Source organism: Novosphingobium rosa NBRC 15208 (assembly GCF_001598555.1).
GTDB lineage: Bacteria > Pseudomonadota > Alphaproteobacteria > Sphingomonadales > Sphingomonadaceae > Novosphingobium > Novosphingobium rosa.
The window spans coordinates 68,888-86,052 of record NZ_BCZE01000023.1; the positions used below are offsets into that span (position 1 = coordinate 68,888).

A 17,165-nucleotide genomic window follows, 5' to 3' on the forward strand; every position below is an offset into this window, starting at 1 on the left:
AAGAATCAATAAATCTCGCCTTGCCGGGGATTGCCGCTTTGCAGCATGATATGGCGTGCTCGTGATCTCGCTCTTTTTCCTGGCGATCCTCGCCTTTGCTGTCAGCACCGTATCCGGCGGCGGAGCCGGGTTGATGCTGATGCCGGTGCTCGCGCTGTTGTTGCCCGGGGCGCAGGTGCCTGCCGCTCTGTCAATCGGCACGGCCGTCAGCTCGCTGTCGAGGATTGCCCTGTTCTGGCGCTCGGTGCGTTGGCGCGTGGTGGGCTGGTTTCTGCCCGCGGCCTTGCCTGCTGCGGCGCTGGGCGCCTGGATGCTGTCCCGCTTCGAGCCGATCTATGTGAAGTTGATCCTTGGCCTGTTTCTCACCGCGAATTTGCCTTTGCTGTTCCTGCGCCCGCGTCCGGCTCCCCCTCGCGATGACGCCGCGATACGGCCCGCCTTTCTCCTGACGCTGGGGGCAGGCGTGGGCCTGCTTTCGGGGTTCACCGGGGCGGTGGGGGTGGCCTTCAACCGCTTTTATCTCCGCCTCAATCTCCAGAAATCGGAGATCGTGGCGACACGCGCCTTCAACGAGGTGTTTCTGCATCTTCTCAAGATCGCGCTCTATGGCATGTTCGGCCTGCTGACCGATCGCAGCATCATGGCAGGCGCCATCGTGGCCGTGGCTGCGGTTGTGGCGTCCTGGATCATGAAGCATCTGATCCATCATGTGGCGGATCACCATTTCCGGCATGCCAGCACGATGGCGATGGTGGGGGCGGGCCTTGTCATGCTGGCCACGGCGGTTCCCGCGGTCCTGTCGCGCCATGATGCCGGTCTGCGCTTCGTCAATGAGCAGCAGGAGCGGGAAATGCAGGCCTATTGGGGCCTCCATGCCGTGGCTGTCGCCTGGAATGCACGCGGCGGTTTCGTGCTGGAAAAGCGGCTCGACCCCGCGCGTCTCAAGCCGCGCTATCAACGCATGTTGCCGCCCACCCCGGCGGGTGCCCGCATCGCCAGCATCGAGAAGTTCGAGCGGATCGATCGCGAGGGATTGGAAATTCATTACATCCAGGGCCACCGGCAATGGTCGCAGCTGGTGATGGCCGAGGATTGAGAGGCTGCGCCCACGCCCTCCGCGCCTCTGGCGGATGGTATGGGGGCAGCCTGCCTTGGCGCTCTGGAAGGTGAGGGGGGCGTTCCGGGGGGAACGGCCCCCCTCCCTGTCCCGAGTCAATCGATAGGGTCGGACAGATCCCGGGCCACGGAAAGGATGGTCTGGCGCAGCCAGACATGCGCGGGCTGATCCTGAAAGCGGCCTTGCCACACCATGGTGGCGATTAGGGGGGCGGGCTGGGCAGGCAGTTCGATCAGCTGGACGGCATAGGCGCGGCGGAACTCCTCCGCGATATGGCGCGCCATCACCGTGATCATGTCGGATTGCGTGAGCACCGGCCCTGCCGAGAGATAGGGCGCCTCGGTTTGCACCATGCGGCTGAGGCTCTGGCGGGCCAGCGCCTCGTCAAGCCGCGAAAGATCATCCCCGCTCGACGAAATGGTGAGATGCGACAGCTGCGCGAAATGCTCAAGGTCCAGCCCGCCTGACAGCACCGGATGGCCCGCCCGCACCAGCCCGACGAAATCATCCTCGAGCAGCCGCTGGGCCGGAAAGCGCGACAGGCGCGGCGCGTTGGACACCAGTGCGAGATCCAGCTCGCCCCGGTCGAGCAGATCGGCGATGTCCAGCGTGCCGCTGGGGCGGAAGCGCAGTTGCAGGCGCGGGGCCAGCGCGCGGATCCGCTGCAGGATCGGCCCCACCAGCGCGATGGCGGCATAATTGTTGACCGCGATGGTGAAGCGCTGATCGGCCTCTTCGGGGATGAAGGCGTCGGTTTCCAGCGCCGTGCGCAGCTCCAGCAGGGCATGGCGCACCGGATCGGCCAGCCTTTCCCCGCGCGGCGTGGGCACCATCCCCTGCGGGGTGCGGATAAAGAGCTGATCGCGCGTGAGATGCCGCAGCCGGTTGAGGGCATGGCTCATCGCGGGCTGGCTGAGGCCCAGTCTCTGTCCGGCGCGGGTGACGCTGCGTTCACGCAGGATAGCCTCGAAGATCACCAGAAGGTTGAGGTCGATCCTCTCCATGAGACGCACCACCTTTATTCATTTCATGCATGTTTGAATTCGTACAATGCGTTGGCCGGATGAGGGGCGCAAGGGCAAATGCGGCGCCATGGTTTCGAATCCCGCCCCTTCTGCCCGTTGGCATCCTCTCGCCATGGCTGGGCTTGCGCGCAGCGAGGCGCTGGTGCTGTGCCTCTGCGCCTCGGGTGACAGCGCGGCCACGCAGGCTCTGGCGCAGCCATGGACCCTGCTGGCGCCGCGCAGCGCCTTTGCGGTGATCGAACTCGATCTGCCCCTGAGCGAAACCGCCCGGCAGCAGGCGCTGGCCTTGATCGCAGATGGCATGGCCCTGCGTGGCCTCTCCGTGCCGCATCTGGTTCTGGTGGGGCAGGGAGACGCGGCAAGCGCGGCCCTCGATCTGGCGCTGGGCGGTGGGCTGGCCGGTGTCGGCGCGATCCTGATCGATCTGCCACCCCAAGCGCCACGCCACAGGACGGACCAGACCCGCAGCGTGTTCCGCTTCGTTCAGCACCCTGCACCCGGCACGCCCCACAGCGTCCATGTCGACCAGACGCTCCATGCGCTGCGTCAGGACGGTCATGACATCCGCACCATTGCCCTGCCCGATGCGCCCGAACCCACCGGGCGGGCCATCGGGGCCTTCCTCGTCGAACTCGTCGCAAGGGCGAGCCGCCATCACGCCATCGCGCGCCCGTCCGGTGCCGCCCTCCCTTCCAAGGACCGCTCATGAACCGCATCGTCCGGATTGCCCTGGACCGCCCTTACACCGTGGTGGTGATGTCCATCCTGATCCTGCTGGCCGGGATCATGGCGATCGTCAAATCGCCGGTGGACATCTTCCCTTCCATCAACGTGCCGGTGGTCAGCGCGGTCTTCACCTACAACGGCCTGTCGCCCGATGAGATGTCGGGGCGGGTCGTCACCTATTACGAGCGCGCGCTGACCAACAGCGTCAACAATGTCGAGCATATCGAGAGCCAGTCGCTGCCCGGCTATGGCATCGTGAAGATCTATTTCCAGCCTTCGGTCAACATCAATGCCGCGCTGGCGCAGGTCGATGCCGCATCGCAGACGGTGCTGAAGCAGATGCCCGCCGGGATCACCCCGCCCACCATCCTCAGCTTCGATGCCTCCAGCGTGCCGATCCTGCAGCTGGCGCTGTCGAGCAAGACGCTGTCCGACACGGCGATCAACGATCAGGCCTCCAGCTTTATCCGGCCTCAGCTCGCTTCGGTGGCGGGGGCCTCGATTCCGCTGCCCTATGGCGGCAAGGTGCGGCAGATCCAGGCCGATCTCAACCCGCAGGCGCTTCAGCAATATGGCCTTTCCGCCAATGACGTGACCGCCGCGCTGGCTAGTCAGAATCTGATCACGCCCATCGGCACGCAGAAGATCGGCAAGCTGGAATATACTCTGAAGCTCAATGCCTCGCCCGATGCGATCAAGGATTTCAACGATCTGCCGGTGAAGACGGTGAACGGCGCGGTGGTGAAGATGCGCGATGTCGCCTTCGTGCATGACGGCAATCCGCCCCAGACCAATGTGGTGCACGTCGATGGACAGAATGCTGTGCTGCTCAGCATCATCAAGGCGGGCGCCACCTCCACCCTGTCGATCATCTCTGGCGTGATGGACAAGCTGCCGCAGATCCGCGACACGCTGCCCGCCGGGATCAACCTGCTGCCCACCGGCGACCAGTCGGTCTTTGTGACGGCGGCGGTGTCCAGCGTGGTGCGCGAAGGCGTGATCGCCGCGACGCTCACGGGCCTGATGATCCTGCTGTTTCTGGGCAGCTGGCGCTCCACGCTGATCATCACGGTCTCGATTCCCCTGTCCATTCTGGCCTCGCTGGCGGCGCTTTCGCTCTGCGGCCAGACGATCAATGTGATGACCTTGGGCGGGCTGGCGCTGGCGGTGGGCATTCTGGTCGACGACGCCACCGTCACCATCGAGAACATCAACGTCTATCTCGAAGCCGGGCGCCCCGTACGCGAGGCGGTGATCGTGGGCACCGAGGAGATCACCACCCCGGCCTTTGTCGCCCTGCTGTGCATCAGCATCGCCTTCGTGCCCATGCTGCTGCTGACGGGCGTTCCGGGCAGCCTGTTCCTGCCGCTGGCCGAGGCGGTGGTCTTCGCGCTGGTGGCTTCCTTCATCTTGTCGCGCACGCTGGTGCCCGCCATGGCCAACTGGCTGATCAAGGAGCATGTCCACAGCGAGGAAACAGGCAGCGGCCTCATGGGCGCGATGCGCCGCTTCCAGCAGGGCTTCGAGCGTCGCTTCGAGGTGGTGCGCGCCTATTATGTCGGCCTGCTCGATCTGGCGCTGGGACGCAGCCGGGCGATCATCGTCGGTTTTCTGGGTTTCTCGGCGCTCTCGCTGCTGCTGGTGACCCAGCTGGGACAGGATTTCTTCCCGCAACTCGATGGCGGCCAGATCCGCATCCATATGCGCGCGCCCGCGGGCACGCGGATCGAGGAAACCACCCGCATCGCCGACAGCGTGGGCACCGCCATTCATCAGATCCTGCCGCCAGGGCAGGTGCAGGGGGTGGTCGATACCATCGGCCTGAGCGTCAGCGGTATCAACATGGCCTATGACAATGCCGGGACCATCGGCACGCAGGATGCCACGATCCAGATCACCCTTGCGCCCGAACACGGCGCCACCGCTGATTTCGTGAAGCAACTGCGCGAGCAATTGCCGCGACGCTTCCCCGGCGTCAGCTTTGATTTCCTGCCTGCCGATATGGTCAGCCAGATCCTCAATTTCGGCTCGCCCGCACCCATCGACCTCCAGATCGTGGGCAGCGATACCGATGCCGACCGCGCCTATGCCAATCTGGTGCTGGCCAAGGTGAAGGCCATCCCCGGCATTGCCGACGCGCGCATCCAGCAGTCTTTTCAGGCGCCGATGCTCAAGGTCGATGTTGATCGCTCGCTGGCGGGCATGGTCGGGCTGACCGAAAAGGACGCCGCCAGCGCCATGCTGACCACCTATGCAGGCAGCACGCAGGTTGCGCCGACCTATTGGCTCAATCCCAAAACGGGCGTGTCCTACCCCGTCTCGGTGCAGGCGCCGCAGCGTGACATGGCGTCGATGGATGCTTTAAACAACACCGCGATCAGCCCTTCCAGCGCCGGTGGGCAGACCCCGCAATTGCTGCGCAATCTGGCCGGGATCAGCCGCGCGCCCAATGATGCGGTGGTTTCGCATTACAATGTCCGCACCGTGATCGACATCTACGCCACGCCGCAGGACCGCGATCTGGGCGGGGTGGCTGCCGATGTAAAGACGATCCTCAAACACACCGCCGCGCAGCTGCCCAAGGGGGCCTCTGCAACGCTGCGTGGTCAGGTCTCGACGATGAACAGCGCCTATTCCCAGCTCTACATCGGGCTGGCTGGGGCCATCGTGCTGATTTTCCTGCTGATCGTGGTCAATTTCCAGTCCTGGCTCGATCCGCTGGTGATCGTGCTGGGCCTGCCCACCGCGCTGGCGGGCATCGTCTGGATGCTGTTCGGCACGGGCACGCCGCTGTCCGTCCCGGCGCTGACGGGGGCGATCATGTGCATGGGCGTGGCGACGGCCAACTCCATTCTGGTGATCGCCTTCGCCCGCGAAAAACTGGCCGAAGGGCTCGACGCGCTGCAGGCCGCGCGCGAGGCTGGCGCCGCCCGCTTTCGCCCGGTGCTCATGACCGCCACCGCGATGATCCTTGGCATGGTGCCCATGGCCATAGAGCCGGGGCAAAACATGCCGCTGGGCCGCGCGGTGATCGGCGGGCTGATGCTGGCCACCTGCGCCACGTTGATGCTGGTGCCGGTGCTGTTCAGCGTGATGCACCGCCGCCACGCCGGCGCCCAGACCCCCGATGCCGCCACGCCTTCCTCCCCAGTTCACGCCTGAGAGCCCCTGCCATGACCGAACTTCACGTTAAAACGCCCAGCCCCCGCTTTCTGGCCCGCACCGCCATGGCCGCCGCGCTGGTGGCGGTGGTCATCGCCGGCGGCGGCTTTCTCTCGCGGGCCCATACGGCGCGGCAGAATGCGCAATGGTCGCAGGCGCAGGCCGTGCCCACGGTCTCGCTGGCCACGCTGCAAACCGAGCAGGACAGCGCGGTCGAATTGCCCGGCACGGCGCAGCCTTTCCAGAAAGCGCAGATCTTTGCCCGGGTCAGCGGTTATCTGCATGGCTGGCAGGCCGATATCGGCAGCCGCGTGCAGGCCGGGCAGACGCTGGCGGTGATCGACGCCCCCGATCTCGACCAGCAGCTGGTGCAGGCGCGCGGCGATCTGGAGATGGCCAAAGCCAATGCCGCCCTCGCCGATCTGACCGCCAAACGCTGGACGGCGCTGGAAAAGAGCGGTGCCGTCTCCCAGCAGGTGATCGATGAGAAGGCGGGCGACAGCGCCGCCAAGCGCGCGGCGGTCCATGCCGCGCAGGGCCGCTTGCGCAGCATCGAGGCGCTGGCCGCCTACAAGCGCATCGCCAGCCCCTTTGCCGGCACGGTGACCGCCCGCAAGACCGATATCGGCGCGCTGATCAATGCCGGATCGAATGGACAGGAGCTGTTCGAGGTTTCCGATCTCAGCCGGCTGCGCATCTATGTGCAGGTGCCCCAGACTTTGGCCTCCGGGCTCAAGGTTGGCGATCAGGCCGATTTCTCCCTGCCGGAAAGCCCCGGCAAGAGCCACCCCGCGACGATCACCGCCGTCTCCCACGCTCTGGATGCCGCGAGCCGGACGATGCTGATCCAGCTTCAGGCCCCCAATGCGGATGGCGCCATCGGGGCGGGGGCCTATTGTCAGGTCCGCTTCCATCGCCCGGCGCAAAGCGGCACGCTGCGCATTCCGGCCACGGCGTTGATCACCACCAATGGCGGATCGCGCGTGGCGGTGGTTGGCGCGGGCAACAAGGTCGCCTTCAGGAGCGTGATGTTGGGCCATGACTATGGCACGGCTGTCGATGTCACCTCGGGCCTGAGCCGCGGCGATCAGGTGATCGACAATCCGCCCGAAACCTTGCGCAGCGGCGATCCGGTGCAGATCAGCCACGCAGGTGCGGCATGAACCGCCTCGTCCCGGCCTTGCGCCAGTTCCTCGCCGGGGCCGGGCTGGTTGCCCTTGCCGGCTGCAATCTGGCGCCCGCCTATCATCCGCCCGTTGTGACGACACCGGCGGCCTACAAGCCCATCGAGGGTTGGAGCCCGGCGGCCCCGGCGGATGATGCGCCGCGCGGACCATGGTGGACGGTCTTCAACGACCCGGTGCTCAACGATCTGGAAGGCAGGCTGGACGCTGCCAACCCCGATTTGCAGGCGGCTCTGGCGCGATACGAGGGCGCTCGGGCCTATGCGCTTCAGGCCAAAGGGGGGCTGCTGCCCTCGGCGGGCGTGCAAGGCACGGCGCTGCGCAACCGTCAGTCCGCGGACAAGCCGCTGCGCGGGACCAATCAGCCTGACAACTACACCGCCGATCAGCTCAATGGCGTGGCCAGTTATGAGCTGGATCTCTGGGGCAAGCTGCACAACCAGTGGCGCGCGGACAAGGCATTGGCGCAGGCCAGCGACGAAGACCGCGCCGCGATCCAACTCAGCCTGGAAGCGCAACTGGCCAGCGATTACATGCAGTTGCGCGGGCTCGACGCGGATATCGCGCTGCTGACCCAGACGGTGGCGGCCTATCGCAAGAGCTACGATCTGACCCGGCGCCTCTATGCCGGAAAGATCATCGCCCAGATGGATGTCTCGCGCGCGCAAGTGCAATGGAACAATGCCCAGACCAGCGCGGCGGATCTGATCGCCAACCGTGATCTGATGGCCAATGCCATCGCCGTTCTGCTGGGGGATAACCCCTCCACTTTCACCCTGAGCCCGGCGACGGCCAACGCGCAGATGCCCGCGATCCCGGAAGGCCTGCCATCGTCCCTGCTGCAACGAAGGCCCGATATCGCCTCGGCGGAGCGGGCAGCGGCGGCGGCGAATTTCAGGATCGGCGTGGCGCGCGCGGCCTTCTACCCCTCGATCAGCTTCGATGCCGCGGGCGGGGTGATGAGCCAGGGCGCCAACCCCTTCAAGGCGGCCGATCTGTTCTGGGCGCTTGGACCCAGCATCAGCCTACCGATCTTTCAGGGCGGGCGGCTCAAGGGGCAACTGGCTCAGGCCCGGGCGCAATTCGATGAGGCTTCGGCGCATTACCGCGGCGTGACCCTCAACGCTTTCAAGGAGGTGGAGGACAATCGCGCCCTCACGGCTCGCCTGACTCAGGAAGAAAGCTTCGCCCGCGACGCCAGCGCAGCAGCGCAGCAGACCGTCAATGCCGCCAATGACCTGTATGCGCAGGGCGCGACCAGCTACCTTGACGTCGTCACGGCCCAGACCGCCCTGCTTCAGGCCCGGAAGGATGCGATCGACATTCGCACGCGCCGGTTTGTCGCCTCGGTCGGTCTGATCCGTGCGCTGGGCGGGGGATGGTCGGTCAGCGGCGATGGTGCGGGATAGGATCGGATCACACGGGAACGGATGAATGAGATGCTGAACATCGGGTCTTCCTCATGGCTGTTCTGGAGCCTGCTTTCGGCCGGTTTTGCCTCCCTGACCGCGATCTTCGCCAAGATCGGCATCGAGGGGCTGGATTCCGATCTGGCCACCTTCTTCCGCACCATCGTGATCGTCGCGGTGCTGGGGGCCATTCTGGCGTTCAGCCACAAGTTTCAGGGGCTGCCGGCGATCAGCCTGCGCAGCTGGGTCTTCCTGATCCTGTCAGGGCTGGCGACCGGGGCTTCATGGCTCTGCTATTTCCGCGCGCTGAAGCTGGGCGATGCCGCGCGCGTCGCCCCCATCGACAAGCTGAGCGTGGTGCTCGTCGCGCTGGCCGGGGTTCTTCTGCTGGGCGAGCATCTGAGCGGACGCGGCTGGATCGGCATCGGCCTCATCACGGTCGGGGCGATCCTTGTCGCCCTGGCCTGAGGCCTAGGGCCGTTCCGGCAGGCCGACCACCACGCGCAAGCCGGGCCCCGCATCCTCAAGGTCGATCGTGCCTTCGTGCAACTGCACGATGGCGGAGACCAGCGCCAGCCCCAGCCCCGATCCCGGCGTGGTGCGGCTGCGTTCGCCGCGGAAGAAGCGGCGAAACACCTTGGCGCGATCCTCTTGCGGCACCCCGGGGCCATTGTCTTCGATGACAATCCGGGCGGCATGGCCATCGCCGGCCCCCTGCAGATCCAGCCTCACCGTACTGCCAGCGGGCGTGTGCCGCGCGGCGTTTTCCAGCAGATTGGTCACGGCCTGCGCGATCAGATCCCGGTCGCCCAGCACTGCAATGTCGGGAGCGATGGTGACGATGAGGCTGCGCCCGTCATCCTCGATGGCCGGGGTAAAGGCGGCTCCCAGCCTGACCAGCAGACCGGACAGGTCGACATTCTCGAAATTGGCGCGGGCTTTGCCGTTCTCGAGCGTGGCGATCCGCAGGAGCGAGGAGAAAATGCGGATGATGTCGTCGATCTGATCGATGCAACCCTCGACCCTGGCCTCGATCTCATCGGCGGAGGCGTCATGCTGGATGGCCTCCAGCCGATGCCGCAGGCGGGTGAGCGGGGTGCGCAGATCATGCGCGACATCGGTCGAGACCTGCCGCAAACCCTCCATCAGCACCTCGATGCGTTCGAGCATCCGGTTGAGATTGTCGGTCAGCTCGTTGAACTCGGGGCTCAGGCCGAAACGGGGCAGGCGTTCGGAGAAATTGCCGTGAATGATGCGGTGGATCGAACGGTTGGTCTCATCGAGGCGCCGCAGGAACAGGCTGCCCACGGCCAGCCCGCCGATCAGCGCCAGCAAGCTGATGGAAATGCCCGCCAAAGCGGTGAAACGGCGCAATTGCCACGCCAGATCGCGCGAATCCTGCAGATCGCCAGCCACCACCAGAAGCCAGCCATTGGTCAGCCTGGTGCCCTTGGCCAAGAGGGAGACGGGATGATTGCCCTGCTCGTCTTGCGCCGTCACGGTGATGCGCTGCCAGCCCGGCACCCCGGATGTTCTCGGCAGGCTGCCGGTCAGCGCATGGCCGTTCTGATCGATCAGCAGATAGCGGAAGGAAGTGTCATGAACCGCGCGGGCATGGCGATCGATGGCGTGGATCAGCTCGCGTTCGCCCAGTTCGTTCTGTTCGCCCTTCAGAATGTCGGTCTCGGTCTCGATGCCGTCTGTCAATTCTTCCGTGATGTAACGGTCCGTCAAATGGCTGACTGTCAGCAGCAGGCCGATGCTCCCCAGAGCGAAGCAACTGGCGAGCATGAAGGCGAACCGGAAGGCGCCGCTGGAAAACGGCCTAGGCGGGCGCATCGAGCCGATATCCCGCGCCGCGCACGGTGTGTATCAGTTCCACATCGAAATCGCGATCGATCTTGCCGCGCAACCGGCTGATATGGCTGGTGATCAGATTGGTGCCGGGATCGAAATGGAAATCCCAGACATGTTCGAGCAGCATGGTGCGCGTCACCACCTGCCCGGCATGGCGGGCCATATATTCGAGCAGCTTGAATTCCTGCTGCTGCAGATCGATCCGCCGCCCGTCGCGTGTCACCGTCCGTTTGAGCAAGTCGATTTCCAGATCGCCCACGATGATGAAACCGGATGTTTCGACGACCGGCCTCCGGCGCCCCAGCGCGGCGATGCGCGCGACGAGTTCGGAGGCGGCGAAGGGCTTGACCAGATAGTCATCGCCGCCGGCGTTGAGGCCCTCCACCCGGTCGCTGATTTCACCCAGCGCCGTAAGGAACAGGGCGGGGGCCTGCACGCCTGCGGCGCGCAGGGCGCGCAGCACGGCCAGCCCGTCGACGGCGGGCACCATGCGGTCCAGCACCAGCACGTCATATTTGTTGCTGGCGCCAAGAAAGATCGCATCGGGTCCGGTCTGGGCGATGTCCACCACATGGCCCTCGCCGCGCACGGCTTTCGCCAGATAATTCGCGGTTTCCTCGTCGTCTTCGAGCAGCAGCAGCTTCATGACGCGCACCTCGTGAACAACCTCGTGAAGAAAGGCTTGTCGAAAGCCTCCCCCGCGCTTCGACGCAAGTTGGTAATTCCCAACATTACGGACCTTTTGCGATGGTTTACTGATCCCAGAAAGAGATAGCTCGAATGTGCGCAATTCCCAACATTGAGGTGAGGTTTGGCGCAAGGTTGAGCTGCTATGGCCCCCATGTTTTCGGGCGGGGCATGCCCGGCAAAGAGGCTGCGCGAGTCCCGCAAGGCCATGAAAACGAGATGTGAAGTCCATGATATGGTTATGAAGAACATCCAGCGCCCCATGAAGACTGCTTCGCGCAACCTGGGCCTGATCGTCGGCCTGAGCGGGTTGCTGGCTGGTTGCGCGCATTACACGGCGCTGCCCTTGCCCAGGGAGGCGGCGCTTGCCCCCTCCGTCGCGGCCCTGACGTCACAGCAGGCCGATGCCACGCCCCTGGGGGTCGATCAGGTGGTGGCTCTGGCGCTGGCGAACAATCCGGAGCTTCAGGCGATCCGCGCCCGGCATGCCCTCGCGCAGGGGAACCTCAAACAGGCCGGGCTGCTGCCCAACCCCAGCCTGACCGGTGCTTTCCTGCCGTTGCTTTCGGGCGTCGGCACGGTTCCGGCATGGAACATCGGCCTGTCGCAGAACATCCGCTCGCTGATCGTCTACAGCTCGAAAAAGCGGGCTGCGGGCTTTGCCGCAAGGCAGGTGGATGCCGATATCGTCTGGCAGGAATGGCAGGTGATGGGGCAGGCGCGCCAATTGACGGTGGACCTGATCGTCGGCCAGCGGAGCCGCGCCAGCTATGAGGCCGCCTGGCGCCTGCTGCGTGACCGCAACGCCAAGGCCGAGGCGGCGCTCGCGTCCGGCAATCTGACCCTGGTGGCGGTGGCTCCGGGCCGCGTGGCCCTGCAGGCGGCCCGCGCGGCGCTCGATACGCTCGATCAGAAGCTGTTGAGCCAGCGCCATCAACTCAACGCCTTGCTGGGCCTTTCGGCCGATGCCAACATCCCCCTGAGCGACGAGGCGCAACTGCCCCCCATCGATCCGGCTGCCATCCGCGCCGGTCTGCCAACCCTGTCCGACCGGCGCCCCGATCTGCTGGCGCTCCGCATGGGTTATGGTCAGGCAGATGAACAAGTGAGGCAGGCGATCCTCTCGCAATTCCCCGATCTGGTGCTGGGCGGCGGCGTGGCCAGCGACAACGCCCGCGTGATCAACGCCGGGCCCAATGTTTCGGTGCCGCTGCCGGTGTTCGACCGGGGGCAGGGGGCCATCGCCATCGCTCGGGCCACCCGCGCCCAGCTTCACGCCGATTACACGGCGCGCCTGAAAGCGGCGACCGGTCAGGTCGAGGCCATGCTGGCCGAGATGGACCAGCTGGCCCGGCAACTGGCGGTGGTCCGGCGCGATCTGCCCGCCGCGCGCGCCGCCGCCGAACGAGCCGCCAAGGCCTTTGGCGCCTCCACTCTGGATGAGCGGGCTTATATCGACCTGCTCTCGAACCGCTACACCAAGGAACAGGACGTCATGACGCTGGAACTCGCCCTGCTCGACCGGCAGGTCGCATTGCAAACGCTGGTGGGCATTGGGCTTCCCGCTGTGGATGTCGCGCCGCAGGGGGCCGGACAATGAGCCGCTTCCTCATCCCGCCGCCGGGCTGCATGATGTTGGCCTGCCTGCTGCTGGCCGGTTGCGGCGGCAGCGCGCCCGCCAATGATCCGGCCCCCTCGGTGCTGGTCACCACCCAACCTGTTCAGCAGGGCACGGCGCCGACCATGCTGGCCGCCTATGGCAGCGCCCGCCCCTCCACCGATGGCGCGCAAACCATGAGCTCGGCGCAGCCCGGGCAGGTGACGGCCATCGCCGTTACGCCTGGCGCGGCGGTCCATGCCGGGCAGGCGCTGCTGACCTTCACGCTGGCCCCCACGGCGCGCACCACCTATGAGCAGGCGGCCCATGCACTGGCCGCCGCTCAGAAGCAGCGCGCCAGCACGGCGCAACTGTTCAGCCAGCAACTGGCGACGCGCGATCAGCTGGTGCAGGCCGAAAAGGCGGTCAGCGACGCGCAGATTGCGCTGGATGGTCTGGCCCGCGAGGGCGCCGGGCAAAGCGTGCGCACCTTCACTGCCCCCTTCGACGGCATCGTCACCGCCATCACCGTGGCGCAGGGCGACCGGACCGCCGCCGATGCACCGCTCATCACGGTCGCCCGCACGCGTGACATCGTCATCACCGTGGGCATCCAGCCCGAGGATCGCGCCAGGGTCCGTGCCGGTCAGGAGGCGCATCTGCAGCGCCTTTCGGGCGGGGACACGATCTTGGGCCATGTGCTGCGCGTCGCCAGCGCACTCAACGTCAAGACGCGCATGATGGATGCGGATATCGCCATTCCCGCCAACGCCTTGCTGCCCGGCGAGGGCCTGCGCGCCGACATTCACACCGGCGATGTTCAGGGCTGGCTGGTGCCGCATAAGGCGGTCGTCACCGCCAATGGCCCCGCGCATGTCTTCCAGATGGAGGGCGGCAAGGCCAGGGCCGTGGAGGTGCGGCTGCTGCAAGCCTCATCGCAGGGCGATGTTGTGCAAGGCGCGCTGAACCCGCGCGCGCCGCTGATCGTGGATGGTGCTTTTCAGGTCGATGACGGCGCTGCCGTGCGAACGGGGCGCTGAGGCCATGCTTGCAAAATTCAAGACGGATCCGTCACGCGCGTGCCTGTATGTGGCCCTGCCGCTGGCGGGCATGAGCGTGGTCGCCGCGATCGCCGCTCCCTACGCTCCTGCCTGTGCCATCCCGCATCTGTTGGTGAGTGTCGATTCCGGAAACAGCCCGGCCCAATGCGTTGCGGCGAACCCAAAGCTTGTCCCCTCTCAATCGGGGACTCTGACGCGGGCGCACAGGCATGCGGCCAGCGTTCAGCCCGGGCATCGTGACAATGATGCCGTGCGGACAGGAGGCTGAGACCATGCTTGCAAAATTCATGGCCAGCCAGTCGCGCGCGCTGGTCTTCATCGCGCTGGCTCTGGCGCTGGCGGGCATCGTGGCCGCCATGTCGCTGCCCATCGGGCTGTTCCCGCAGGTGTCCTTCCCGCGCGTGGTGGTTGATGTCGATTCCGGCAGCCGCCCCGCCGACCAGACCGCCCTGCTGGTGACGCGCCCCATCGAGGATGCCATTCGCGCCATTCCCGGCGTCAACAATGTGCGTTCGGAATCGACGCGCGGCTCGGCGCAGGTCTCGATCGACTTTGGCTGGGGGCGCGACATGGTCGCCAGCACGCTGCTGGTCGATGCGGCGCTCTCGCGCACCTTGCCCTCGCTGCCGCCGGGCACGGTCTACAATGTGCGGCGGATGGACCCCACGGTCTTCCCGATCATCTCCTATGCGCTGGTCTCCGACACGGCCAATCCGGTGGCGCTGCAGGATATCGCCAAATATCAGATCACCCCGCTGCTTTCGGGCATTTCCGGGCTGGCGCGCGTGGGCGTGCAGGGCGGCGAGACGGCCGAGGTGCAGGTGCTGGCCGATCCCTATCGCCTTGCCGACCACAATCTGGCGATCAGCGATCTGGTGACGGCGATCCGCAACGGCAATGTGCTGTCGTCCTCGGGCCAGATTCAGGATCGCGGGCGCCTGTCGCTGGTGATCGCCGACCGCATGGCGGTCAATGCGGCTGACGTCGGCAACATCGTGCTGATGTCCGATGCTTCGGGCGTGGTGCGGGTGCGCGATGTGGCCACGGTGCAGGATGGGGTGATGCCGCAGTGGCAGCGCATCGTCGAGGATGGCCGCCCCGCCGTGCTGTTCAACATTTATGAGCAGCCCGATGGCAATGCGGTGAAGATCGCGCAGACCACCGCCGCCAAGCTGGCGGGCTTCAAGCTGCCGCCCGGCGTCAAGCTGGTCAACTGGTACGATCAGAGCGAGCTGGTCACGCAATCGGTCTCCAGCGTGCGCGATGCGGTGATGATCGGGCTGGTGCTGGCGGCGCTGGTGCTGCTGTTCTTCCTGCGCAGCTGGCGGGTGACCTTGATCGCCGTCATCGCCGTGCCCGCCACGCTGGCCGCCACGGTGCTGGTGCTCTCGATGCTGGGGATGAGCTTCAACATCATGACGCTGGGCGGGATCGCGGCGGCGGTCGGTCTGCTGATCGACGATGTGATCGTGATGGTGGAGCATATCGCGCGCCGCGCCGGAGGCGAGGGCGCCGATGGCCAGCCGTTGGGCAATGATGCGGTGATCCCGGCGGCTCGCGAGTTCCTGATGCCGCTGACGGGATCGAGCATGGCGACGCTGATCGTCTTCCTGCCGCTCTCTTTCCTCACCGGCGTAACGGGCGCCTTTTCCAAGGCGCTCTCGGTCACCATGGCCGCGGCTTTGGCGCTATCATGGGCGATGACGGCTTTTGTCGTGCCGCTGCTGGCGCGCCGGCTGGTCGATTTCGGCACATGGCGCGATCCGGGCAAGCCGGGCGAGGGCATGCTGGCGCGGCGGCACGAAGGCCTGCTCGACCGCCTGATGGCCCGCCCGTGGCTGCTGGCGGCGGCGGCGGTGCCGCTGCTGGTGGTGGGCTATATCGGCTATGCGCAGGTGCCGACCGGCTTCATGCCCAAGGTGGATGAAGGCGGCTTCATCATGGATTATTTCACGCCGCCGGGCACCTCGCTTGAGGAAACGTCGCGCGTGGTCGGCCAGATCGACGCCATGTTGCGCGCCAATCCGGAGGTGGAGACCTTCTCACGCCGCCTTGGCACCGGTCTGGGCGGGGATCTGGGGCAGAGCTATCACGGCGACTATTTCGTGCGGCTGAAAGCCGATCACAGCACGCCGACCGAGGAGCTGGCCGCCAGGGTCGCAGCCGATGTGGGGGCGAAAGTCCCCGGCGTGCAGGTTGAGACGGCGCAGCTGATGGAGGATCTGATCGGCGATCTCACCGCCGTGCCTCAGCCCATCGAGATCAAGCTCTATTCCGCCGACAACAGCCTGCTCAAGCCGCAGGCGCTCAAGGTGGCGGCGCTGATCGGCAAGATCGACGGCGTGGTCGAGGTGAAGGACGGGGTCCGTCTGGCCGGTGACGCGCTGGATGTGCAGGTCGATCCGGTGCGCGCGGGGCTGGAAGGCGTGACGCCCGGCGATGTCGAGGCGGCGCTGACCGGCAGTCTGGGAGGCACGATCGCCACCTCGCTGCCGCAGCCGACCAAGGCGGTGGATGTGCGGGTGCGCCTGCCCGGCGCCATGCAGATGTCGGAAGAGGGGCTGTCTCACCTGCCGATCCGCGCGCCCGACGGGCATGTCTTCCCGCTCTCGCGCGTAGCGACGCTGCACCGCGTGACCGGGCAACCGCAGCTCAGCCGCGAGAATCTGGAGCCTATGGTGGCGGTGACGGGCCGCATTCAGGGGCGCGGCATGGGCGCGGCCATTGCCGATGTGACCAAGGCGCTGGATGCCCCCGGCGTGCTGGCGCCCGGCGTGCGCTATGAGCTGGGCGGGCTCTATCAGCAGCAGCAGATCGCCTTTGCCGGCCTGACCCGCGTTTTCGGCGCGGCGCTGGTGGCGGAGTTCATCCTGCTGTTGCTGCTCTATCGGCGCTTCTGGCTGCCGGTGATCATCATCGGCTGTTCGCTGCTCTCCACCACGGCGGTCTTCACCGCGCTGTGGCTGACGGGGGTGGACCTCAACATCACGGCGCTGATGGGCATGACGATGATCATCGGCATCGGGACGGAAATGGCGATCTTCTATGTCTCGGAATTCGAGGAGCTGGCCCATCACATGCCCGCGCGGGAGGCCACCCGTGAAGCCAGCCGCAACCGTCTGAGGCCGATCACCATGACCACGTTGACCGCGATCCTGACGCTGATGCCGCTGGCGCTGGCGATCGGGCAGGGTTCGGGCATTCAGCAACCGCTGGCGATTGCCATCATCGGGGGCCTGCTGCTGCAGTTCCCGCTGGTGCTGGTGGCCATGCCGGTGCTGGTGCGGCTGACGTTGCCGCGCGAAGTCTAATGGTGGGGCCGGGGGTTTTGGCTTCCGGC

12 protein-coding genes are annotated in these 17,165 nt (G+C 66.1%); 9 read left to right on the top strand and 3 right to left on the bottom strand.

Features of this window, described 5'->3' with window-relative positions; all coding sequences use genetic code 11:
* Positions 1–61 precede the first annotated feature (61 nt).
* Positions 62–1,096, top strand: a complete 1,035-nt coding sequence (locus tag SR3_RS09495) for a sulfite exporter TauE/SafE family protein (protein WP_169805598.1) — start codon at positions 62–64, stop codon at positions 1,094–1,096.
* Between the two features lie 116 nt (positions 1,097–1,212).
* Here SR3_RS09495 and SR3_RS09500 read toward each other — a convergent pair whose 3' ends face one another.
* On the bottom strand, positions 1,213–2,121 hold the full coding sequence (locus tag SR3_RS09500) for a LysR family transcriptional regulator (RefSeq protein ID WP_068084360.1): 909 nt from the start codon (positions 2,119–2,121) through the stop codon (positions 1,213–1,215).
* Positions 2,122–2,254: 133 nt separating this feature from the next.
* Between SR3_RS09500 and SR3_RS09505 the strand changes: the two genes are divergently transcribed.
* Genes SR3_RS09505 through SR3_RS09525 form a run of 5 tightly spaced genes read left to right on the top strand, consistent with a single transcriptional unit; the run spans position 2,255 to position 9,091 of the window.
* Positions 2,255–2,851, top strand: a complete 597-nt coding sequence (locus SR3_RS09505; protein WP_157098745.1) for a hypothetical protein — start codon at positions 2,255–2,257, stop codon at positions 2,849–2,851.
* Positions 2,848–6,030 carry an efflux RND transporter permease subunit gene (locus SR3_RS09510; protein ID WP_068084367.1) on the top strand — a complete coding sequence of 1,061 codons (3,183 nt, stop codon included), beginning with the start codon at positions 2,848–2,850 and terminating at the stop codon, positions 6,028–6,030. The genes SR3_RS09505 and SR3_RS09510 overlap by 4 nt, the downstream gene beginning before the upstream one ends.
* A gap of 11 nt (positions 6,031–6,041) precedes the next feature.
* The gene (locus SR3_RS09515) at positions 6,042–7,193 is read left to right on the top strand and encodes an efflux RND transporter periplasmic adaptor subunit (RefSeq protein ID WP_245653842.1); all 1,152 of its coding nucleotides are present in this window, start codon (positions 6,042–6,044) and stop codon (positions 7,191–7,193) included.
* Entirely contained in the window at positions 7,190–8,623 is a 1,434-nt protein-coding gene (locus SR3_RS09520) for an efflux transporter outer membrane subunit (RefSeq protein WP_084455278.1), read from the top strand. Before SR3_RS09515 ends, SR3_RS09520 begins: the two co-directional genes overlap by 4 nt.
* A 30-nt stretch (positions 8,624–8,653) precedes the next feature.
* Complete coding sequence (locus SR3_RS09525; RefSeq protein ID WP_157098746.1) at positions 8,654–9,091, top strand: EamA family transporter; 438 nt, start codon at positions 8,654–8,656, stop codon at positions 9,089–9,091.
* 3 nt (positions 9,092–9,094) lie between these two features.
* Here the strand turns inward: SR3_RS09525 and SR3_RS09530 are convergent, their stop codons facing one another.
* Both SR3_RS09530 and SR3_RS09535 read right to left on the bottom strand, forming a co-directional pair.
* Positions 9,095–10,462: a HAMP domain-containing sensor histidine kinase gene (locus tag SR3_RS09530; protein ID WP_068084373.1), complete on the bottom strand. Its 1,368-nt coding sequence runs from the start codon at positions 10,460–10,462 to the stop codon at positions 9,095–9,097.
* Entirely contained in the window at positions 10,449–11,126 is a 678-nt protein-coding gene (locus SR3_RS09535; protein WP_068084376.1) for a winged helix-turn-helix domain-containing protein, read from the bottom strand. The genes SR3_RS09530 and SR3_RS09535 overlap by 14 nt, the downstream gene beginning before the upstream one ends.
* A 282-nt stretch (positions 11,127–11,408) precedes the next feature.
* On the opposite strand from SR3_RS09535, the gene SR3_RS09540 reads away from it, so the two are divergent.
* From SR3_RS09540 to SR3_RS09550, 3 genes are all read left to right on the top strand, one after another.
* Positions 11,409–12,767, top strand: coding sequence for a TolC family protein (locus tag SR3_RS09540; RefSeq protein ID WP_245653843.1), 1,359 nt, complete (start codon positions 11,409–11,411; stop codon positions 12,765–12,767).
* Positions 12,764–13,804 carry an efflux RND transporter periplasmic adaptor subunit gene (locus SR3_RS09545; RefSeq protein ID WP_245653844.1) on the top strand — a complete coding sequence of 347 codons (1,041 nt, stop codon included), beginning with the start codon at positions 12,764–12,766 and terminating at the stop codon, positions 13,802–13,804. Before SR3_RS09540 ends, SR3_RS09545 begins: the two co-directional genes overlap by 4 nt.
* Before the next feature lie 293 nt (positions 13,805–14,097).
* The gene (locus tag SR3_RS09550) at positions 14,098–17,136 is read left to right on the top strand and encodes an efflux RND transporter permease subunit (RefSeq protein ID WP_068084378.1); all 3,039 of its coding nucleotides are present in this window, start codon (positions 14,098–14,100) and stop codon (positions 17,134–17,136) included.
* Positions 17,137–17,165 lie beyond the last annotated feature (29 nt).